This window comes from Tropicimonas aquimaris, assembly GCF_042676185.1.
GTDB lineage: Bacteria > Pseudomonadota > Alphaproteobacteria > Rhodobacterales > Rhodobacteraceae > Tropicimonas > Tropicimonas aquimaris.
The window spans coordinates 52,936-72,723 of record NZ_JBHTJT010000006.1 but is presented as its reverse complement, the minus strand read 5'-3'; the positions used below and the strand labels follow the sequence as shown (position 1 = coordinate 72,723).

Annotated in this window: 17 protein-coding genes; 4 read left to right on the top strand and 13 right to left on the bottom strand. The window is 65.2% G+C overall.

The window, feature by feature from the left end:
- Nucleotides 1-89 precede the first annotated feature (89 nt).
- The 5 genes from ACFQ2S_RS02210 to ACFQ2S_RS02190 all read right to left on the bottom strand — a co-directional run bounded on the left by ACFQ2S_RS02210 (nucleotide 90) and on the right by ACFQ2S_RS02190 (nucleotide 6,743).
- A complete protein-coding gene (locus ACFQ2S_RS02210; protein ID WP_386072342.1) occupies nucleotides 90-1,334 on the bottom strand; it encodes a glycosyltransferase family 87 protein in 1,245 nt (414 codons plus the stop codon).
- A 19-nt stretch (nucleotides 1,335-1,353) separates the two neighbouring features.
- A complete protein-coding gene (locus ACFQ2S_RS02205; protein ID WP_386072340.1) occupies nucleotides 1,354-3,108 on the bottom strand; it encodes an acetolactate synthase 3 large subunit in 1,755 nt (584 codons plus the stop codon).
- A gap of 317 nt (nucleotides 3,109-3,425) precedes the next feature.
- Nucleotides 3,426-4,430 (bottom strand): calcium-binding protein, encoded by a 1,005-nt coding sequence (locus ACFQ2S_RS02200; RefSeq protein ID WP_386072338.1) that lies wholly within the window; start codon nucleotides 4,428-4,430, stop codon nucleotides 3,426-3,428.
- A gap of 172 nt (nucleotides 4,431-4,602) precedes the next feature.
- Entirely contained in the window at nucleotides 4,603-5,244 is a 642-nt protein-coding gene (locus ACFQ2S_RS02195) for a response regulator transcription factor (RefSeq protein ID WP_386072337.1), read from the bottom strand.
- Nucleotides 5,241-6,743, bottom strand: coding sequence for a cache domain-containing protein (locus ACFQ2S_RS02190; RefSeq protein ID WP_386072335.1), 1,503 nt, complete (start codon nucleotides 6,741-6,743; stop codon nucleotides 5,241-5,243). The genes ACFQ2S_RS02195 and ACFQ2S_RS02190 overlap by 4 nt, the downstream gene beginning before the upstream one ends.
- Before the next feature lie 327 nt (nucleotides 6,744-7,070).
- Here ACFQ2S_RS02190 and ACFQ2S_RS02185 point away from each other — a divergent pair, with 327 nt between their 5' ends.
- The 3 genes from ACFQ2S_RS02185 (at nucleotide 7,071) to ACFQ2S_RS02175 (ending at nucleotide 11,547) form a co-directional block, all read left to right on the top strand.
- Entirely contained in the window at nucleotides 7,071-8,153 is a 1,083-nt protein-coding gene (locus tag ACFQ2S_RS02185; protein WP_386072333.1) for a TRAP transporter substrate-binding protein, read from the top strand.
- 112 nt (nucleotides 8,154-8,265) lie between these two features.
- Complete coding sequence (locus ACFQ2S_RS02180; protein WP_386072331.1) at nucleotides 8,266-9,180, top strand: TRAP transporter small permease subunit; 915 nt, start codon at nucleotides 8,266-8,268, stop codon at nucleotides 9,178-9,180.
- A gap of 12 nt (nucleotides 9,181-9,192) precedes the next feature.
- The gene (locus tag ACFQ2S_RS02175) at nucleotides 9,193-11,547 is read left to right on the top strand and encodes a TRAP transporter large permease (protein WP_386072329.1); all 2,355 of its coding nucleotides are present in this window, start codon (nucleotides 9,193-9,195) and stop codon (nucleotides 11,545-11,547) included.
- 64 nt (nucleotides 11,548-11,611) lie between these two features.
- On the opposite strand, the gene ACFQ2S_RS02170 is transcribed toward ACFQ2S_RS02175, so the two are convergent.
- The 8 genes from ACFQ2S_RS02170 to ACFQ2S_RS02135 all read right to left on the bottom strand — a co-directional run bounded on the left by ACFQ2S_RS02170 (nucleotide 11,612) and on the right by ACFQ2S_RS02135 (nucleotide 18,302).
- Entirely contained in the window at nucleotides 11,612-11,998 is a 387-nt protein-coding gene (locus ACFQ2S_RS02170) for a VOC family protein (RefSeq protein ID WP_386072328.1), read from the bottom strand.
- 1 nt (nucleotide 11,999) lies between these two features.
- Nucleotides 12,000-12,845 carry an arginyltransferase gene (locus tag ACFQ2S_RS02165; protein ID WP_386072327.1) on the bottom strand — a complete coding sequence of 282 codons (846 nt, stop codon included), beginning with the start codon at nucleotides 12,843-12,845 and terminating at the stop codon, nucleotides 12,000-12,002.
- Nucleotides 12,846-12,928: 83 nt separating this feature from the next.
- On the bottom strand, nucleotides 12,929-13,372 hold the full coding sequence (locus ACFQ2S_RS02160) for an RDD family protein (protein WP_386072792.1): 444 nt from the start codon (nucleotides 13,370-13,372) through the stop codon (nucleotides 12,929-12,931).
- A 128-nt stretch (nucleotides 13,373-13,500) separates the two neighbouring features.
- Nucleotides 13,501-13,935 (bottom strand): DUF2852 domain-containing protein, encoded by a 435-nt coding sequence (locus tag ACFQ2S_RS02155; protein ID WP_089233069.1) that lies wholly within the window; start codon nucleotides 13,933-13,935, stop codon nucleotides 13,501-13,503.
- A 242-nt stretch (nucleotides 13,936-14,177) separates the two neighbouring features.
- A complete protein-coding gene (locus ACFQ2S_RS02150) occupies nucleotides 14,178-15,416 on the bottom strand; it encodes an AGE family epimerase/isomerase (RefSeq protein WP_386072325.1) in 1,239 nt (412 codons plus the stop codon).
- 102 nt (nucleotides 15,417-15,518) lie between these two features.
- Entirely contained in the window at nucleotides 15,519-16,691 is a 1,173-nt protein-coding gene (argE, locus tag ACFQ2S_RS02145; RefSeq protein WP_386072323.1) for an acetylornithine deacetylase, read from the bottom strand.
- On the bottom strand, nucleotides 16,688-17,872 hold the full coding sequence (locus tag ACFQ2S_RS02140) for a M24 family metallopeptidase (RefSeq protein WP_386072321.1): 1,185 nt from the start codon (nucleotides 17,870-17,872) through the stop codon (nucleotides 16,688-16,690). Before ACFQ2S_RS02140 ends, argE begins: the two co-directional genes overlap by 4 nt.
- Nucleotides 17,873-18,044: 172 nt before the next feature.
- On the bottom strand, nucleotides 18,045-18,302 hold the full coding sequence (locus tag ACFQ2S_RS02135) for a hypothetical protein (RefSeq protein ID WP_386072320.1): 258 nt from the start codon (nucleotides 18,300-18,302) through the stop codon (nucleotides 18,045-18,047).
- A 322-nt stretch (nucleotides 18,303-18,624) separates the two neighbouring features.
- On the opposite strand from ACFQ2S_RS02135, the gene ACFQ2S_RS02130 reads away from it, so the two are divergent.
- Entirely contained in the window at nucleotides 18,625-19,290 is a 666-nt protein-coding gene (locus tag ACFQ2S_RS02130) for a helix-turn-helix transcriptional regulator (RefSeq protein WP_386072319.1), read from the top strand.
- Nucleotides 19,291-19,788: the final 498 nt, after the last annotated feature.

The window sequence follows — 19,788 nt, the reverse complement described above, 5'->3', positions numbered from 1 at the left end:
TCGTGGCAGGAAAGGTCGATACCGACGCATGGGACGGCGGGCGCGAGGAGCGCGATTTGCCGGAAATATGCGTGGATGGGTGTCATGGGTCAGGCCTCCCGGGCCGCTGCATCGCGCCGCGGCACGGCGGCGATGCACAGGCCGAGCGCGGCCAGGACCAGCGGCGCCAGAATGAAGCCGACCGGTAGTTCGACGCCGCCGAGCAGGTTCACCACCAGCAGCGCGGGGCCGGCGCCGAGCCAGCACAAGCCGAAGACCGTGAGGCCGGCCGGGCGGAACTCGAGCACCCCGGCGCGCAGCAGGAACAGGCCCGTGGCGGCAAGAAAGGCGGTGTCGTAATGCCAGAGGTGGGGCGAGGCGGCGGGAATGGCGGCCGCGAGCGTCGCCGCCTTGAGGTCGAAACTCGCGGTCGGGCTGCGCCAGCAGCGCCAGACGGCCCAGGCGGCGAGGGCCACGATGCCCCATTGCGCGGCCATCGCGGCATCCGGGTTGACGCCGAGCTGCGACAGCACGCCGAAGGTGGTGCAGATCAGGGGCTCCTGCGCCGCGCCGGCGTGCAGCACCGACCCGAACTCCCTGAGGGTGTCGGACAGCGCCGGCCAGTAGCCGAAACCGAAGACGAGCGTGGGCAGCAACGCCACCGCCACGGCGGAGACGCAGGCCGCCAGGATCGTGCGCCAGAGCCCGGCGGCGAGCAGCGCCACGGGGATCAGGATGCCGAGCTGCGGCTTGAAGGTCAGCAGACCGATCAGGATGCCGGCAGTCACCATGCGCTCGTCCCGGATGCAGGCGAGCGCGCCGACCAGCCCGGCCAGGAACAGCAGCGAGTTCTGCCCGACCCAGAGCGCCGGAAGCAGTGCCGGCGCCGCGATCATGAAGCGCCAGGCCGCCGGTTCGGTGCGGGTGAAGGGGCGCAGCGCGAGCGCGACGGCCGCGAGCGACATCGCGTCAAACAGCGCCCAGGCCGGCACGAAGGGCAGGGCCCCGAGCGGCGTCAGCAGCAGCAGGAAGATCGGCGGATACACCCAGAACAGATAGGACGGCGCGCCGCCCGGGCCGGTTGCCTCCGACCCCGGCACGGCCACGGGCGCGAAGGCGTCCAGCGGCATGCCCTGAACGGCCTGGCGCGCGGCCTCCCAGTAGACATGGAAGTCGATCGCCACGGGAACCGGGCCGGCGAACTCAGGCGCGAGGATCGCCTTGGCAAAGGTGGCCAACAGGTTGCTGATCAGGAAGATCAGGGCGATCCTTGCGGCCAACCGGCCGGTGTCGGTCCCGAAAGGGCGCAGGCGAAGATCGCCTGCGTCCTCGGGCTGTTCCCGTTCGACGGACATGATCGGAGCGGGCCTCGGATCAGACCAGGACCGCGCCCGAGGTGCCGATCGCGTCCTTGGTGGAAGCTTCGCCGAGCAGCATGTTGTTGTGCGGCTCGCCCGACGGGATCATCGGGAAGCAGTTCTCGTGCTTCTCGACAAGGCAATCGAAGATCACCGGTCCGTCGTGCTTGATCATCTCCATGATCGCGTCGTCCAGGTCCTTGGGATCCGAGACCATGAAGCCCTTGGCGCCAAAAGCCTCGGCCAGCTTGACGAAATCGGGCAGGGCCTCGGACCAGCTGTGGGAATAGCGCTCGCCGTGCAGCAGCTCCTGCCACTGGCGGACCATGCCCAGACGTTCGTTGTTGAGGATGAACTGCTTGACCGGCAGGTCATACTGCCGCGCGGTGCCCATCTCCTGGATGTTCATCAGGAAGGAGGCGTCGCCCGCGACGTTGATGACCAGGCTGTCGGGATGCGCCACCTGCGCGCCGATCGAGGCCGGCAGGCCGTAGCCCATGGTGCCCAGCCCGCCGGAGGTCATCCAGCGGTTCGGCGCGTCGAAGGTCAGGAACTGCGCGGCCCACATCTGGTGCTGGCCCACGTCGGTCGCGATGTAGCGGTCATAGCCGCGGGTCAGCGCTTCCAGCCGCTCCAGTGCGTATTGCGGTTTGATGATCGTGTCCGAGTTCTTGTAGGTCAGGCAGCGAACCGCCTTCCACTCCTCGATCTGCGCCCACCATTTCGCCAGGCCTTCCTTGTTCACCTTGCGCCCGCGCGCCTTCCAGATCCTCAGCGCGTCTTCCAGAACGTGAGCGATGTCGCCGATGATCGGCAGCTCGGTCCGGATCACCTTGTTGATCGAGCTCGGGTCGATGTCGATATGCGCCTTGATCGAATGCGGGCTGAAATCCGCGATGCGGCCGGTGATGCGGTCGTCGAAGCGGGCGCCGACGTTGATCATCAGGTCGCAGCCGTGCATCGCCAGGTTGGCCTCGTAGAGACCGTGCATCCCCAGCATGCCCAGCCACTTTTCGCCCGACGCGGGATAGGCGCCGAGCCCCATCAGCGTCGAGGTGATCGGGAAGCCGGTGGCCTCGACAAATTCGCGCAACAGCTGGCTGGCGACCGGGCCGGAGTTGATCACGCCGCCGCCGGTATAGAACACCGGACGCTCGGCGCGCTCCATCGCGGCGACCAGCTCGGTGATCATCTCGATGTCGCCCTTGACCTTCGGGTGGTAGTGCCCGCCCTTGGCTTCGCGCGGGCCGACATAGGTGCCCGTGGCGAACTGGACGTCCTTGGGGATGTCGATCAGCACCGGTCCGGGGCGGCCGGAGGTGGCGACGTGGAAGCCCTCGTGGATCGTCTCGGCGAGATTGTCGGTCTCCTTGACCAGCCAGTTGTGCTTGGTGCAGGGGCGGGTGATGCCGACGGTGTCGGCTTCCTGGAAGGCGTCGGAGCCGATCATGAAGGTCGGAACCTGACCTGACAGGACGACCATCGGGATCGAATCCATCAGCGCGTCGGTGATGCCGGTGACGGCGTTGGTCGCGCCGGGGCCGGAGGTGACCAAGACGACGCCGGGCTTGCCGGTGGACCGGGCATAGCCTTCGGCGGCGTGGGCTGCGCCCTGCTCGTGGCGCACCAGGATGTGCTTGATGCCCTGATCCTGGAAGATCTCGTCATAGATCGGGAGCACGGCGCCGCCGGGGTAGCCGAACACGACGTCCACACCCTGATCCTTCAGGGCCTGGACCACCATTCTTGCTCCGGTCATCTGCTGCGCCATCTTGCTTCTCCATCTACGTCTGGCGTTGCGGCAATAAAAAACCCCCGTCGTGGACGAGGGCGCATGGGGAACCGTTATGGTCAACCGTTACCGGCCCATGCGCCTTTCCTCTACGAGTACAAGAATGATCGCCATTCTCGGGGTTCCCTTGCTTTCGTGCGCGGGACCTTAGGCGTGTCCGCCGGAAGCGTCAACGGCTTTTGCGGATAAAATGACGCAGGGCGGGTGCGGTTTGGAATTTTCTTTCGCGGGAGGCGATGCCGGCCGGCAATGGTGTTCGCCGGCCGAAGCGTGCGGGGCGGGACGCCCCGCGATCGTCAGGCGAAGTCGAATTGGTCCGGGAGCAGGATCCAGCTGGTGTTGCTCACGCGCTGGTTGCCGAAACCCTCGAGCTCGATCCCGACGTCGGCGGTGCCGTCGCCGTTCTGGTCGATCCGGACAAAGCCGTTTCGCAACTGGATCTCGTAGACGCCTTCCTCGCCGCTGAAGCCCTTCTTGCCGATGAAGCGGATCTCGTCGATCGGATCGAAGAGCAGGGCGGAATCATTGGTCAGGTCCAGCTTGTCGCCTTGGCGCACCTTGAAATCGGTGACCTTCGTCCAGCCATAAGGCTCTCCGGGGACGCCGCCCGCCTGGAACCTGTCGGCCCCGCCGCCGCCGGTCCAGACGTTATCTCCGTTGAAGTCGAAGAGGAACGTGTCGTTGCCCTTGCCGCCGCTGGCGACGTCGGTACCGTCGCGGCCGTCGAGGTAGTCGTTTCCGTTGCCGCCGATCAGGGTGTCGTCGCCAATGTGGCCGTTGAGCCGGTCACTGCCGCCGCCGCCGATCAGCTTGTCGTCTCCGAGTCCGCCGTTCAGGAAGTCCGCGCCGCCGCGCCCGTTGAGGTTGTCGTCGCCGACCGAGCCGTTCATGTGATCGTTGCCGCCACTGAGCTTGCCGCGCAGGCCCGTGCTGGTGAGCTCGTTCCATACCAGCGTCGAGCTGCCGACATTGATGATCCGCGACAGGTCGACGCCTGAGTTGATGTCGATGCTGGCCTGGGTCACCCCGTCGGCCTTGAAGGTGACTCCGGTGATCTCGCCGGTCCAGGCGCCGCCGACCTTCTTGAAGGTGCCGTCAAAAGACACCACCACCTTCATCTGGTATCCCGTGTAATCGGTGAAGTCGTCCTTCAGTCGGATGACGTCGGCTCTCTTGGTCTTTGGCAGGGCGGCGTCCCAGCTGTCCTGTTCGAAAAAGATCTGGGCGTTGGTGAACTGGTAGAGGACGTTGGCGTTGTAGGACGGAACGGCCGCGGCCTTGGTAAAGACGGAAACAGGCATTCTTATGCTTTCTTAACGTTAACAATAGTATGGACGGCGGCGCCGCCTCGGAGAAAGCAGTAGAATGCCCGGGAGCCGTTTGGCAACATTTGTTATGGTGTGGCCGTGCCCGGGCTGGCTGGGCGTGCGCCGGAGGTCACAGGGCGAGGATGCGCAAGGCCAGTCGCGGGGCTCAGAGCCCGACGCCGGTGCCCTGAAGGACCCCGTGTTCCATCGCATAGCGGGTCAGCCCGGCTGTCGAGGAGATGCCCAGCTTGCGCTTGATGTTCTTGCGGTGCGTCTCGACCGTGCGCACCGAGATATCCAGCGTGTTTGCCACCTCCTTGTTGGACTTGCCCTGCGCCAGCTGCAGCAGGATCGTCTGTTCCCGGCTGGTCAGCGGCTCGCGTCCGGCGCCGTCGCTCGGGCGGAGCGCCGTGGTGGCGCCGGTGCAGAGATACTGCTCGCCCGCCATCACCCGGTCGATCGCTTCCTTGATGGCATCGGTCGGCACGTCCTTGAGAACATAGCCCTTGGCGCCGTGGCTGAGAGCGGTGGAGATGTATTCGGGGCTGTCGTGCATCGACAGGATGAGCACCCGCAGGTCGGGGTGGTCCTCCATCAGCATCTCGGTCGCCGAAAGTCCGTTTACCTCTGGCATGTTAAGGTCCATCAGCACCACGTCGGGCTTGAGCGCTGCCACCTGATCCACTGCCTCGCGGCCGTTCGACAGGGTGCCGACGACCTCGATGTCGGGGTAGGTCTCCAGGATCGCCTCTATCCCCTCGGCCACCATCGGGTGGTCGTCGACAATCAGCACGCGGGTCGGGGTCATGCGCGTTTCCTTTCTCTCGTCTCGCCGTCGCGCGGCGTGGTTCCTGAGCCGGATTCCGGCGGCAGCATGTGGCTGAGCGGCACCTGCGCCTCGATCACCGTGCCGGTGCGAGAACTGAGAATCCTCAGCGTGCCATCAAGGCGCTCCACCCGCTCCTGCATGTTGCGCAGCCCGAGCCCCTGGGCCCTCGCGCCATCGGTCTCGCCGGCGGCCGCCATTCCACGCCCGTCGTCCTCGATCCGCAGGGTGGCGCCGGCCTTGTGGCCGAAGACCCGCAGGCTGACGCGGCTGGCGCCGGCGTGACGCTCGATGTTGGTAAGGGCCTCCTGCGCGATCCGGTAGAGCGCGATCTTGGCCTCCTGGTCAAGCCGGTTACGGAATACGACCGTCTCGAAATCCGTTTCGATTCCGGTTCTTGCGCCGAATTCTTCCATCAGGGACTGAAGTGCCGGGCCGAGGCCCAGGTCGTCGAGCACGCCGGGACGCAGGTCGCGGCTGATGCGGCGGACCTCCTGGATCGCGCCGCCGAGCGCATCGATCCCGGCATCGAGGTTCGCCTCCGCGCGCGTGTCGCCTGCACGCATCCTGCGGCGGGCCAGTTCCAGCGCATAACGCACGCCGACGAGGATCTGGCTAATCGAGTCGTGCAGCTCGCGCGCGACCCGGCCGCGCTCCTCCTCCTGCGTGTCGAAGATCCGCTGGGTGAGGGCCTTGAGCTTGGCATCGGCCAGCCGGCGCTCGCGGATGTTGAGGATGAGTCCGGAGAGGAAGACGAGAAGCAGGGCGCTGAGCGTGATCGCGGCGATCCAGAGGAACGTCCGCTGCACACGGGCCTCCGTCTCGGCGCGTGTCGCCGCCACCGTGTCCAGCACGTCGTCGATAAAGATGCCCGTCCCGATTGCCCATTGCCAGTCCTGCAGCCCGACCACATAGGCCACCATCCGCGCCGTCTCGCCGGTCGAGGGTTTGCGCCACAGGAAGCTGTGATACCCGGCGCCGCTCCGCGCGATCCGGATCAGATCGCTGACGATCGGGGTGCCCTCTGCATCGACGAGATCGATCCAGTTGCGGTTGATCAGGTTGGTCTGGCGGGGGGCGACGAGGTTGGTGCCGTCGTAATCATAGACGAAGAAATAGCCGTCCTGGCCGTAGATCATGGCGGCGAGGGTCTGCATGACCCGCCGCTTGGCATCCACATCGTCGGGCAGGGCGCGGCCATAGTCTTCGAGGATCGCGGTGCGGGCAAGGGAGATGTAGTTTTCCAGCTCGTCGCGTTTGGCCGCGATCATCTGCCGTTCCAGTTCGGCGATCTCGCGATCGGCGAGGCTACGCGCCTGCACCGCCACCAGCACCGAGATCGCCGCCACGGCGAGGACGAGCGGTACCGTCGCCAGAAGCGAGAGCTTCTGGGCGTAGCTCAGGCGGCCCCGCCGTGGGGCGGCGCGCGGTGTGCGATGAGCCTCTGCCAGGCACGTCCTCCCTGAACCTGCCGCTTGCATCGAAAGCGTCTGTCCGGCTTCGAATCTACGCCTCTTCAGGGGAGCGATGCAAGGCGGCGGGGGCGATTCGGAAAACGACGCGAATCGGCGATGGCTATCTTTGCCGTCGATTCGAACCGGGGGCTTTCGGGGGGGGCGGACGGGGCGTCCGGGTGGGCTGTTTGTCCCCCATCTACGTGATTTGCCGGCGACAACAGGACGGTTTCCCCCGCGTCATACGTATTTGTCGGTATTTGACCACGGCCGGCTTGTGAGTAGTGTGCCCAACACTCGAAAACGATCCGCCCGCCGAAGGGTGGGCATCCAAGACGATTGGGAGGACTCTGAATGGATCGTCGTTCATTTCTGAAGACGTCGGCACTGGGCGGCTCGGCCGCTGCCGCGACCGCTCTGGCCGCGCCGGCTTATGCCCAGGGCAAGCGCACGCTGACCATGGTCACCACCTGGGGCCGCGGCCTTGCCGGCGTCTTCGACGCGGCGCAACGCGTGGCCGACAGCGTGACCGCCATGACCGACGGCCAGCTGACCGTCGAGGTCAAGGCTGCGGGCGAGCTCGTGGGCGCCTTTGAGGTCTTTGACGCCGTGACCGCTGGTCAGGCCGACATGTACCACGGCGCCGACTACTACTTCGTCGGTCAGCACCCGGCCTTTGCCTTCTTCACCGCGGTGCCTTTCGGCATGACCGCGCAGGAGCTGGCCAACTGGTACTACATGGATGGCGGCATGGAGCTGCACCATGAGCTGGGTGAGCTGTTCGGCATCAAGTCGTTCCTCGCCGGCAACACCGGCGCACAGGCCGGCGGATGGTTCCGCAAGGAAATCGCCGGGCCGGAAGACTTCAACGGCCTCAAGTTCCGCATGCCGGGTCTCGGCGGCGAAGCGCTCGGCAAGCTCGGCGCGTCCGTGCAGAACCTGCCGGGCTCCGAGGTGTACCAGGCCCTGGCCTCCGGCGCCATCGACGGCACCGAGTGGATCGGTCCCTGGGCGGACGAGAAGGCCGGCTTCCAGGAGATCACCAAGTTCTATTACACCGCCGGCTTCCACGAGCCGGGTGCGGGCCTGTCGGTCGCGACCAACCTCGAGGTGTTCAACAGCCTCACCCCCGCGCAGCAGAAGATCATCGAGATCGCCTGTGCCGAAACCCACCAGTGGAACCTCGCGCAGTTCCTGGCCAACAACGGCGCTGCCCTGCAGCGCCTGCAGTCGGCCGGCGTGAAGGTCCTGAGCTTCCCCGATTCCGTCTGGGACGCGATGGGCAACGCCGCCAAGGAAACGCTCGAAGGCAATCGCGACGGCGATCTCTACGACAAGATCTACGACAGCGCCTTTGCGTCGATGCGTTCCTCCTCCGGCTGGATCGAGGCTTCCGAGGGCACCTACCGTGCCCAGCGGGACCGCGTTCTCGGCTGATCGGGACATTCGCGTCACGGCGGGCAGGCCTTCGGGGCCTGCCCGTTCGCCATCCGTGGCGCGCCCCGGCGCGCCGGGGTGACACGTACACGACCTTCGGGGGACGGGCCACATGGGACTGGTCGAGGCATGGGGCGGCACAGCCCTCGGTTGGCTTGCCGCCAACATCATCGAATCCTTCTACAACTTCTTCTACGCCATCGCCCATCCGGGCCTCTGGCTCGATTGGTCAAACCCGGAAGCGATCATGCGCTTCGCCTATTACGGCGGGTCGGTCGAGTTCTTCTTCGTCGTCTTCACCGCCTTCCTGGTGCTGACCGCGGTCGGGATGGTCTGGAACCGGGTGATGTGGGGCGTGGTGATCGGGCTCGAGGCCTTTGCCAACACGGTCGGGCGCGTCATCGCCTGGGCGGGGCTGCTGATGGTGCTCCAGCAGATCGTCATCGTTTTCATGCAGCGCATCTTCGCCGCCAGCCAGATCTCGCTCGGCTTCGGCATGACGGCGACATTCGACGTCTCCTGGTGGTCTGAGGAACTCAAGCTCTACAACGCCGCCATCGTCGCGCTCTGCGCCACCTACACCGCAGTGCAGGGCGGCCACGTGCGGGTCGACCTCGTCTATTCGGTGGTCCGCCATCGCACCCGCAAGATGATCGACATGGCCGGCAGCCTGATCTTCATGATGCCGATGGCCGTGGTGATCTGGATGTACGGCTGGTTCTTCATGTGGCGGCACCTGATAACGCCCAAGATCTCGGCCTCCGACCAGCTCGACCTGATGGTGCGCAAGGCGCGGATCGTGAAGTGGAACGTGGAGACGATCGGCTTCTCGCCGAACGGGTTCAACGCCTACTTCCTGTTCAAGCTGCTGCTCGTCGCCTTCGCCGGGATGGTGTTCCTGCAGGCCATCGCCTTCTTCTACCGCTCCTATCTCGAACTGATCGAGGGCGAGGCGAGCGAAGGCAAGTATCTCGACAAGGACAAGCTGGGCGACGCGGACGCCGAGCGTGTCGCGGAAATTCACTAAGAGGCTGGTCAGATGTTTCTCGGTCTGGACGGGGTCGAAATCGGCCTGATCATCGTGTTCCTGTGCCTGTTCGGCGCAATTCTTTCCGGCTTCCCGGTCGCCTTCGCCATCGGCGGCGCGGCGCTGATTTCCTTCGGCATCATCGCGGCGCTGGATTCGGCGGGGCTGCTGATCCACCAGGCGATCGACACCGGTTCGGACGCCTACAACGCCCTGTTGCGGGAGGGGGTGCCGCCGGATGCGGTCTCGATCTTCCGCTATCCGGACCTGCCGCGGGTGGCTGAGGCCGTCTTCCCCGGCGGCTGGGAACAGGCGATGGACCGCAACCTCAGCTTCATCGTCAACCGGATGAACGAGCGCGTGCTCGCCGGCCAGTCGATCGAGACGCTGCTGGCGGTGCTGATGTTCGTGATGATGGGCATCACGCTGGAGCGCTCCAAGATCGCCAACGACCTGCTGACCACCATGGCGCGCGTCTTCGGCCCGCTGCCGGGCGGTCTCGCGGTCTCCATCGTCGTCGTGGGCGCCTTCCTCGCCGCCTCCACCGGCATCGTCGGCGCGACCGTGGTGACGATGGGCCTGCTCGCCCTGCCGACCATGCTGCGCAACAACTATGCGCCGGAGCTGGCGACGGGCGTGATCGCGGCCTCCGGAACCCTGGGGCAGATCATTCCGCCCTCCATCGTGATCGTGCTGCTGGGAACGCTCGCGGGCGACCTCTATTCGGCCGCGCAGGAAGAGCGCGCGCAGCTCGTGGGCTGTTCGGATGCGCTGACCTACCTGGGCGAACCGGCGGTCGTCTCGGTCGGCACGCTGTTTCAGGCAGCGCTGCTTCCCGGTATCCTGCTGGCCGTCCTGTACGGACTCTATGCGCTCGTCTATGCGCTACTTAACCCGGAGAAGGCACCGCCGGTGGCGATGGAGCCGGGCAGTGGCGAACCGGTGGCCCGCAGCGAGGCGCTGACCTGGTTCCTCTTCATTCCGGCCGCGCTGATCGGCGGCACTCTCCTTCTGTCCTCGATGAACGTGATCGGCTCACAGGACGTCACCGTCGACAGCTTCTCGGATGCTGGCCAGACGGCGAGCCTGCGCACCGGGGTGGGCGAGCAATGCCAGGCGGCGATGATCGAGCTGCACGGGCAGGAGGCCTGGGATACCGCCGTCGCCCAGCAGGCCGAGATCGACGCTGCCGGCGGGGTGGAGGAAAGCCGCAAGCTCTCCGAGGAGGAAATCCAGACGCTCCGCGCCGAGAAGATCGCCAATGCGCCGATCCTGTCGAGCTCCATCGTGACCGGCTTCCTGCTGCTCGCGCTGGTGCTGACCACGGCGCGCGGCGTTTCACCCTCGGGCAACCCGCGCGATCTTCGGATCGGCGGGGCAGGTATCCTGCTGGCGCTTGCGGTGGACGCGGCCTTCATCGGACCAATGACGACGCCGGGCCAGACTGTGCTGCTGCTGGTGGTCCCGCTCGCGTTGGTGCTCTACGGCTGCCGGACGGCGGCGGGCTTCCTCGGGCAGAGCGAGCTGCTGCGCGTCGTCTTCCCGCCGCTGGTGCTGATCGTCGCCGTGCTCGGCTCGATCCTCGGCGGCATCACCAACCCGACGCCCGCCGCGGCGCTCGGCGCCGGTGGCGCTCTGATGCTGGCCGCCTATCGGCGGCTGGCGGAGGAGGACGGCAAGGGCGGGGTGATCATCTGGTCCACCTTCGCGATCATCGTGATGATCCTCGTTGGCGTGAACTTCGACCTGCGGGTGAACCAGGACTCCGTCTCCGCGGAGAACTGGATCGCCTTCATCGTCGCCCAGGGCGCCTATCTCTTCGCGATGTTCGGCATCCTCTATGCCTGCTGGGTGCTCTTCGCCAAGGGGGTGCTCCGGCCGGTGGTGCGCGAGACCGCCAAGGTCACTTCGATGGTCTTCACCATCCTGATCGGCTCGCAGTTGCTGAACCTCGTGGTGATCTCCTTCGGGGGCGAGCACTACATCCAGCAGTTCCTGCGCTCCTACGACAGCGAGATTACCGTCTTCCTGATCGTGATGCTGGTGCTCTTCATCCTGGGCTTCGTGCTCGACTTCCTGGAGATCATCTACATCGTCATCCCGATCGTCGGGCCGGTCATCTATGGCGGCACGATGGACCCGAAATGGGTGACGATCATGATCGCTGTGAACCTGCAGACCTCCTTCCTCACGCCGCCCTTCGGCTTCGCGCTGTTCTACCTGCGCGGCGTGGCGCCCAAGGAGGTCACGACAGGGCACATCTATCGCGGTGTTCTGCCTTTCGTGCTGATCCAGATTGGCGCGCTTGGGCTGCTCTGGCTGGTGCCGTCCATCGTGACCATCGTGCCGGACCTGATCCCGCACTAGCGGGAAAGTGGAGCGCGTGGAAATGCGGGGCCTTCGGGCCCCGCTACCGTTTTGGGGGCAGGGGTCAGGCGATCTTGGGTTCGATCAGATCCCAGGCATTGCCGAACGGATCCTCCCAGACGGCGACAATGCCATAGGACTCGTGGCGCGGAGGCTCGCGGAACGTCACGCCGGCGGCCAGCATCGCCGCGTGGTCGCGCGCAAAATCGTCGGTTGTGAGGAAGAAGCCCACGCGACCGCCGGTCTGGTTGCCGATGGCGGCCTCCTGTTCCGGGCTGTCGGCGCGGGCAAGCACCAGCCGGCACTGGCCACCCGGCGGCGCCACGGTGACCCAACGTTTCTGGCCCTGGGGGATGTCTTCCAGCAGGTCCCAGCCAAGCACACCGCAGTAGAAGGCGATGGCCGCGTCGTAATCCGGTACGACGAGCGAGACGGCCGAGACGAACTGCATCTCAGCCGCGGGTCGGGCGGGTGTCGGGAAGGTGGATCCGCGCCACCTGTTCGGCGATCGGATCGACGGAGAGGGGATGGGTCTCGGAGCTGTGCTCCTCCGGGTCGCCGATGGGCTGCCAGGCGCCACCCTTGTAAATCTCCAGCGCGTTGAACCCTGCCTTGTAGCCCATCTTGGGGCTGCCGGGCACCCAATAGCCGAGGTAGACATAGGGAAGGCCGGCAGAGCGGGCGATCTCTATGTGATCGAGGATCAGGTAGGTGCCAAGCGACCGGTGCGCGAGGTTGGGCTCGTAGAAGCTGTAGACCATGCTCAACCCGTCATCGAGCACGTCGGTCAGGCAGACAGCGGCGAGGTCGCCGGCCTCGGGATTTTCCGGCACATCGAGCCCGGGCTCGCGGTATTCCACAAGACGCGAGCGCACGGGCGTCTCTTCCACCATCGCGGCGAATTCGAAGATGTCCATGTCGGCCATGCCGCCATCGGCGTGGCGGCTGTCGAGGTAGCGCCGGAAGAGCGCATATTGCGCCTCTGTCGCCCAGGGCGAGGTGGCGTTGCGCTCCAGCGAGCTGTTCTTGCGCATGGCGCGGCGCTGGCTGCGGCTGGGCTGGAAATCGGCTACCCGGATCCGGGCGGAAAGGCAGGCATTGCAATCTGCGCAGGACGGGCGGTAGAGCACGTTCTGCGATCGGCGGAAGCCCTGCTTGGACAAGGCATCGTTGAGCTGTTCGGCGTGTTCGCCCTGGAGTGCGGTGAACAGCTTCCGTTCCATGCGACCTTTCAGGTACGGGCATGGCTGTGGGGCAGTTACATAGAACTGCGGAGCAATTGGAAGTGTATGGCGCATGCCGGCTGACGTGAATTCGTGAAAACTTGGGAAAACGGTAGCAGGGGTTGGCCAACTCGCCAACCCCCGTTTGTCCTGTGTCTTCAGCGGGTTCGGTTGAGCGCCGTCGACCCGAGTGCGAGATCGGGCAATCCCTGGCCGCGCGTCGTGGTCAGCATGAGGATCCCGGAGGCGACCTGCGGAAGCAGAAACGAGAAGCAAACCATGTGCATCAGCGTGTGCATTGCCGCATCGGGAAGGCTGAACCGCTCGCCGCGGAAAGTGCGCAGCTCGATGGACATCAGCCGCATTCCGAGCGTGGCCGAGCCGTTGGCGATGGTAAACGTCCGGTAGAGAAAGCTCACGAACAGCCAGAGCAGTGGGTAGAAGAAAAGCGCAGTAAAGGCGGTGAAGGGCAGGACCAGCAGCGTAAGCCCGAAAATCACAAGGGCATCGACGATCCATGCGATGGCCCGCTTGACCGGCACATCGGCGTAGAGTTCTGCGTTGTACTCGGGGTCGGGCAGGCCCCAGGAGGGTTCGGTCATAAGGCTCATGTGCACTGTGTCTCCGTGAAATTCAACGGCCTCTGGAACTTGCGGCGCGCGCCATCCATGCCGCACGCCGCCGGTCTCATGGTGCCCCGCCCAGGGGGAAGCGGGGCACCGGAAGCGGATCACGCCGGGGTGGCGTTTTCCGGCAGGCTCTCGTCACCGTTGGTCGCCTTGGCTGCGCGGGAACGGTCCTCCATGAAGGCGTCGAACTCCTGCTTGTCCTTGGCTTCGCGGAGCCGCTGCAGGAAGGCCTCGAAGGCATCCTGTTCCTCTTCCAGCCGGCGCAGCGTATCGGCCTTGTAGGCGTCGAAGGCGGTGTTGCCGCTGGGTTTCATGGCGGCCCGGAAGCCGTGGTATTGCGCGCGCCGCGAATGGCGGCAGCCTTTGCTGAACATGCGTTTGCTCCAGATCATGTAGGCGAGAAGGGCGAGGCCGACGGGCCAGAAGAAAATGAATCCCAGAACCATGACTGCGATCCATGCACCCTTGCCGCGATCGTCGAGCCAGGCCTCGGTCCGGGCGAACCAGGACGGGTTGGCGGCTTGTGCGGTGGTCATGTCTTGCTCCTCGTTGCGAAATGATGTGAATACCTTTCACATTACGGAAGATGGGAGGAGTCGCGGCCCGGTTCAATAGTTGATGTGAAGAGTTATTACATTTTTTGGCGGTGATCATTCCGGAGATGATCTCAAGTCATTGAAATAATTTTGAAGTTCTTGTCGATTTTACGAAGAAATTCGCCCGCCAGCGATGGGCTGACAGGCGGTTTTTTCTTCCGGAACGACAGTTTCAGGCCGCGCTAGCGCTCCCGGGCAAGTTCCTCGACGTGGCGAGAAAGGCTGGTCAGCGACGGGTAGAGCGCCGCCTGGAGCGAGTGGTAGATGTCGGGCTTTCCGTGGAACTGGCGGCCCGTCGGCTTGCCCGCGGGGTCGATCTCGGGGAACCAGCCGCCGTGGTCGTGGTCGATGAAGGCGGTGTCGGCAAAGGTCCAGAGCCTGCGATACCAGGTCTCGTCGCCGGGGGTGGGCTGCGCCTTGATGAGTGCCGCGACCGCTCCGATCGCCTCGGAGACCGGCCACCAGTAGCGGTCCGGAATCGCCACCGCGCCGCCGTGGTCGAGCGTATAGACGATGCCGCCCTCGGGCGCCCAGGCATCCGCCAGTGCGCGCTCGACCAAGTGACGCGCGCGTTCGGGTGCGCCGTCGTCGGGGCGGCCGGCGAGATCCCAGTGCTGCAGCGTCAGGCGGCCGAGTTCCAGCGAATGGCCGGGCGTGGTACCGGCGGGGCGGAACATCGGGTTGCCGGCATAATCCGGGTCGACCTCCCAGGCGTCGGTGTAATGCTCGGGAACGCGCCAGTCGTTTCCGGCGGCCATCCGGGTGATGAAGAAATCGAGGATCCGCCCGGCCCGGTCGAGATAGAGCCGCTCTCCGGTGGCCTCGAAGGCGGCGAGATGCGCCTCGACCCCGTGCATGTTGGCATTCATGCCGCGATAGGTCGAGAACGGCTGCCAGTCGCGGGTGTATTCGTCGCGCAGCAGGCCCGGGGCCTCGTCCCAATAGTGGCGGTCGATCACCTCGGAGACATCGGCGAGCAGGCGGTCGGCGTCCGGGTGGCCGGCCAGCTTGGCGCTGGAGGCTGCGAGCAACACGAAGACCTGCCCGTAGGCGAGCTTGGTGCCGTCCTTGATGCCGGCGTCGTCGACGGCCCAGAGATAGCCGCCGTGTTCGGCGTCGCGGTGCTTGTTCCAGAGGAAGGCCATGCCGGCGTCAATCATCGCATCGGCATCCGCGCGACCGAGCGCCTTGCCGAGCACGTAGGAATGCACCATGCGCGTGGTGCTGTGCAGCTCCTGCGCCGCGCCCGGGATCGGCTTGCCCTCCCAGTCGAGCACGTCGAAGGCGCCATCGGCCCGAAGGCTCGGGCGGAAGAAATCGAGCTGCCGCTGTGCGTCCCGCAGCAGAAAGGCGCGGTGGATTGGATCTGAGAGCCAGGGGGTGTCCACGTCCGGAGTGCCGATGGGCGGATGGGGCGACATGGGGTGAGTCCTCCTTTTCTCTTCGGCGCCATTGATTGCCCGGTCGCCGCGGCTCGGCAAGCGCAATCGGCCAGGAGGACAGCCACGAAGGCTGGGAAGCGACTACGCTCCCCGATGAAGCCGCGCCGCCAGTCCCTCCAGCATCCGCATACAGGCGTCGAGCTGCGCGATCTCCAGGTATTCGTCGGGCTTGTGCGCCTGCGCGATGGAGCCGGGCCCGCAGACCACGACCGACATGCCGAGCGCCTGGAACAGGCCGGCCTCGGTGCCGAAGGCGACGAGATGCGCGGTCGGATCGCCGGTCAGCGCAGCCACGAGATCGCGTGCTGCATTGGCATCCATTGGCATCAGCCCGGCGATCTCGCCGATCACCTCGGTGCGGATCTCCGCCGTTGGCGCAACACGGCGCATTTCCGGCAGCAGGACCTCCTCGCAGAAAGCGCGCATCTCTCGGGTCACGAAGTCGCCGTCCTCGGCGATCACGGGCCGCGTCTCCCATTCGACCTCGGCCGCGCCCGCGATGACGTTCCGAGCCGAGCCGCCGGAAATCCGCCCGACGTTTAGCGTGCTCCACGGAGGGTCGAACCGGTTGCCGACGGGGGGGCGCGCCTTCAGCGCCGCCTTGATCTCCAGGAGCCGTGAGACGAAGCGCGCCGCGTATTCGGCGGCGTTGACGCCCTTGTCTGGCTCCGAGCCATGCCCTTCCGCACCGGTGAAACGGGTGGTGTATTCGTGGCAGCCCTTGTGCCCCTCGACGATCCGCATCTCCGTCGGCTCGCCGATGATGGCGATGGCGGGCGAAATGTTCCGGCGTTCAAGGTCGGACACCAGGTTGCGCGCACCGATGCAGCCGGTCTCCTCGTCATGGGTGAAGGCAAAGTGGAGCGGGCGGCGCAGGCGCGCGGCGGTGAAGGCGGGCAGGGCGGCGATGGTGGCGGCGATGAAGCCCTTCATGTCGCAGGTGCCGCGGCCATGCAGGCGGCCCGCGTGGTTGTGCAGCCGGAACGGGTCTGTCGTCCATTCGACGGGGTCGGCCGGAACGACGTCGGTATGGCCGGAAAGCACGACCCCGCCCGGCTCATCCGGCCCGAGAGTGGCAAAGAGATTGGCCTTGGTCCCGGTCTCGTTGCCCAGGATCTCGACCCGCGCACCGGCATCCTCCAGCCGCGTCGCCAGATCGGCGATCATCGCGAGGTTGGGAGCGGTCGAGACGGTGGGATAGGCGACCAGATCGGCGAGAATGCCGATGGCGGCCTCCGTGAGCGGCAGGGTCATGGCTTCACGATCAGCGCGCGGGGGCGGTCGCAGAAGCACTCCGCCGGCCCGTCGGGGCGGATCAGGATGCTCTCGGTGATCTCGAGACCCCAATCCTCCATCCAGAGGCCGGGCATGAAGTGGAATGTCATGCCCGGCTCCAGGATCGTCTCGTCGTCCGGCCTCAGCGAGATCGTGCGTTCGCCCCAGTCGGGCGGGTAGGAGAGCCCGATCGGATAGCCGCAGCGCGCCCCGCGCTCGATCCCGGCGCGTTTCAGCGGAGCGGCGAGGGCATTGGCGATATCGGCGGCGCGGTTGCCGGCGCGGGCGGCCTCGAGCCCCGCCTCGAGCCCTTCGACCAGCGCCGCTTCGGCCCGCCGGATCTCCGCATGCGGCTCTCCGAGAAAGACCGTGCGGCAGAACGGGACGTGGTAGCGGCGATAGCAGCCGGCCAGCTCGAAGAAGGTCGCTTCGCCGGTGCGGAAGGGCGCTCCGTTCCAGGTCAGATGCGCGGCGGCGGCATCGGCCCCGCTCGGCAGCATCGGCACGATCGCGGGGTAGTCGCCCCAGTCCTCGCCGGTGCCGGTGATCAGGTCGCGATAGATCTCCGCCACCAGGTCATTCTTGCGCATCCCCGGTTCGATCCGCTCGACCAACCCGTCGACCGTCCTTTCCACGATACGGGCAGCCTTGCGCATGAAGGCGATCTCGGCCTCGGACTTCACCGTCCGCTGCCAGTTCACCAAGGCGGTGGCATCCACCAGTTCGGCGTCGGGCAGGCTATCCTGCAAGGTCAGAAAGGCCTTTGCGGTGAAGTAGTAGTTTTCCATCTCAACCCCGATCCGGGCCGCGCCTTGCCCAAACTCGGCGATCAGCGCGGCAAGGTCCTGCATCGGGTGCCGCTCGGTGGATTGCACGAAGCTGTCGTCGTAGCCGTGCAGGCACGCATCTCCCATCCAGACAGTGCGACGTGCGCCTGCGTGATCCATCCTGCGGCCCCACCAGAGCGGATCGCGGTCGTGGAACACCAGCACGCCCTGATGCACATAGAAGGACCAGCCATCGTAGCCGGTCAGCCATGCCATGTTCGAAGGGTCTTCCACGAACAGCATGTCGAGCCCTGCCGCCTCCATTGCTGTCCGCACGAGGGTCAGGCGCCGGTCGTACTCGGTCCGGCCAAAGGGGGGAAGCGACGGTTCCATGATCCTGTCTCCCAGAGCGTTGCGCATGCCGGTGGCTTTCGTCTGCATCGGCTGGCCAGTCGCGCGAATTAGGGCTCCACGCACATAGGTCTGCTACGGCGGCAGGCTGCGCGGTAGGGCAGGGACGTGTCAATGCGCTCAGTGGCCTGGGAGCCCCGGAAAAACGCCGCGTTCAGGACTTGGTATGCCGTGGCAAGGCCGCGCGCGAGGCTATCGTCGAATGGGGGAAGGGCACGACATTGCCGTGCCGCGCAATAGCCGGGCCAATGCATTCCCGCGCCATTGACTCGATCCCCGACCTTTCGCCAGCCTCGGCCAACACGAGGCCCGCGGCCATCGTGATCTGGCGTGAGGATTCCGTCAGCCCCTCGGCATTGGCCCGTTTCGCAAGCGCAAGCAGTTCATCCGCCAAATGCGAAGTCACACTCATTTTCCACATCCCTCGTGTCCCACACACTCATCCCGGAGGTGTTATGGGACTGGCTGGGTAAAGGCATGTTTAAACGAAGGCGCATTCGTGACGATATGCGCGACCAAAGCAGCCCGGGGCGTCGATGGGTTTGCATGGTAGATGCAACCTTCCCGGGGGGTGCTGCCGCAAAGATGCGGAGACGGAGGCTGGCACCTGTGTCGTTCTGCACATTCGCTGCGACCGAAATTCTGAAAAACTCGTCTTGGCGACGAAAATTTAGGATTTGTTCACCATGTCTTGAGAAATCTGGAGGCGACCGCAGCTGGAGGCAGGTTTCCGAATGTCCTTTTTCACGAATATCACCCCCCAAAGCCTCGTTGCCGGGATCGCCGAGAGCAATCCGATCCTCGCGAGGGGGGTCTCCGCGATCCTCGCCGACAGCGGCGTCGTCGAGGGGCGCGTTCTGCCGGTGAGCGGGGACAGTCGGGCCTGCGCGCCGGAACTTGCAACCTGCGATGTGGTGATTTTCGACCCGAGCCAGACGGGAGACGATCTGACTGCCTATGTCGCCCACGTACGCAGCGCCCGGAAGGACGCCGCCTTTGTCCTTTATTCGGACGCGTTCTCACATCGCGACATCCAGTCGGCGATCGCGCTCGGCCGGATCTGCTGTGTCTGCAAGTCCGACGAACCGGAACAGCTGGTTCTCGCGACCCTCAGCGCCAGCCGCGGCGCGACCTATTTCAGCCTTTCGGTCGCTGATGCACTTGACCAGCCCGCGGCGCGTCCCGAGCAGGATTACCCGATGTTGGACGACCGCCTCAGCCCTCGCGAAAGCGCGGTTCTGCTGGCCTTTGCGCGCGGCCGCGGGTTGAAGCAGATCTCGGACGAACTCGGGCTGAGCGAGCGCACGATCAATACCTACAAATCCCGTGCGGCGCGGAAACTTGGGCTCTCCAACAGATCCGAGATCGTGCAATACGCCCTTGCCAATGGCCTGATCTGACGCTCCTTGCAAAATCAGGATTTTTCCACGCGCAACAAGGGCATTTCCTTGGAGCGCTGGTGGAAATGCCACGCTTGTAAAGAAACTCCCGGTCTTCATCTTTCGGATTATGAGCGTATTCTACACTCATTTCGGTATTCTTCGAGAAGGAGGTCGCGCATTTCTGAGGCGGCGCCGGGAAATGAGAGCCTGGGGCAGGAACGCCACACTTTGATCTGAAATTACGGATTGTCCATTTTAGAAATGCCTGGAGGGCAATGCCCCCATGCATTTTTTTGGCGGTCAGTCAACGTACCATGGCCGCTACGCGGGGCGGCTTCGATGACCGCCGCGACGTTCAGCGTTGCGCTGTCCAAATTGAAAATATTCTCGTAATTTTAATTAGTTGAGAATTCTCTCTTCTGCCGGTTTTGTCTCGATCTTTATTCGATTGTCCAAGGTCCTCTTCCGGAAACCACGACACCGCTGCATCAAACCGGCAATTCCGGCCTTTCCGCT

Coding starts and splice junctions, on each gene's coding strand:
- ACFQ2S_RS02210 (WP_386072342.1), bottom strand. CDS start 1,334: ATGTCCGTCGAACGGGAACAGCCCGAGGACGCAGGCGATCTTCGCCTG.
- ACFQ2S_RS02205 (WP_386072340.1), bottom strand. CDS start 3,108: ATGGCGCAGCAGATGACCGGAGCAAGAATGGTGGTCCAGGCCCTGAAG.
- ACFQ2S_RS02200 (WP_386072338.1), bottom strand. CDS start 4,430: ATGCCTGTTTCCGTCTTTACCAAGGCCGCGGCCGTTCCGTCCTACAAC.
- ACFQ2S_RS02195 (WP_386072337.1), bottom strand. CDS start 5,244: ATGACCCCGACCCGCGTGCTGATTGTCGACGACCACCCGATGGTGGCC.
- ACFQ2S_RS02190 (WP_386072335.1), bottom strand. CDS start 6,743: ATGCAAGCGGCAGGTTCAGGGAGGACGTGCCTGGCAGAGGCTCATCGC.
- ACFQ2S_RS02185 (WP_386072333.1), top strand. CDS start 7,071: ATGGATCGTCGTTCATTTCTGAAGACGTCGGCACTGGGCGGCTCGGCC.
- ACFQ2S_RS02180 (WP_386072331.1), top strand. CDS start 8,266: ATGGGACTGGTCGAGGCATGGGGCGGCACAGCCCTCGGTTGGCTTGCC.
- ACFQ2S_RS02175 (WP_386072329.1), top strand. CDS start 9,193: ATGTTTCTCGGTCTGGACGGGGTCGAAATCGGCCTGATCATCGTGTTC.
- ACFQ2S_RS02170 (WP_386072328.1), bottom strand. CDS start 11,998: ATGCAGTTCGTCTCGGCCGTCTCGCTCGTCGTACCGGATTACGACGCG.
- ACFQ2S_RS02165 (WP_386072327.1), bottom strand. CDS start 12,845: ATGCGCCATACACTTCCAATTGCTCCGCAGTTCTATGTAACTGCCCCA.
- ACFQ2S_RS02160 (WP_386072792.1), bottom strand. CDS start 13,372: ATGACCGAACCCTCCTGGGGCCTGCCCGACCCCGAGTACAACGCAGAA.
- ACFQ2S_RS02155 (WP_089233069.1), bottom strand. CDS start 13,935: ATGACCACCGCACAAGCCGCCAACCCGTCCTGGTTCGCCCGGACCGAG.
- ACFQ2S_RS02150 (WP_386072325.1), bottom strand. CDS start 15,416: ATGTCGCCCCATCCGCCCATCGGCACTCCGGACGTGGACACCCCCTGG.
- argE (WP_386072323.1), bottom strand. CDS start 16,691: ATGACCCTGCCGCTCACGGAGGCCGCCATCGGCATTCTCGCCGATCTG.
- ACFQ2S_RS02140 (WP_386072321.1), bottom strand. CDS start 17,872: ATGGAACCGTCGCTTCCCCCCTTTGGCCGGACCGAGTACGACCGGCGC.
- ACFQ2S_RS02135 (WP_386072320.1), bottom strand. CDS start 18,302: ATGAGTGTGACTTCGCATTTGGCGGATGAACTGCTTGCGCTTGCGAAA.
- ACFQ2S_RS02130 (WP_386072319.1), top strand. CDS start 18,625: ATGTCCTTTTTCACGAATATCACCCCCCAAAGCCTCGTTGCCGGGATC.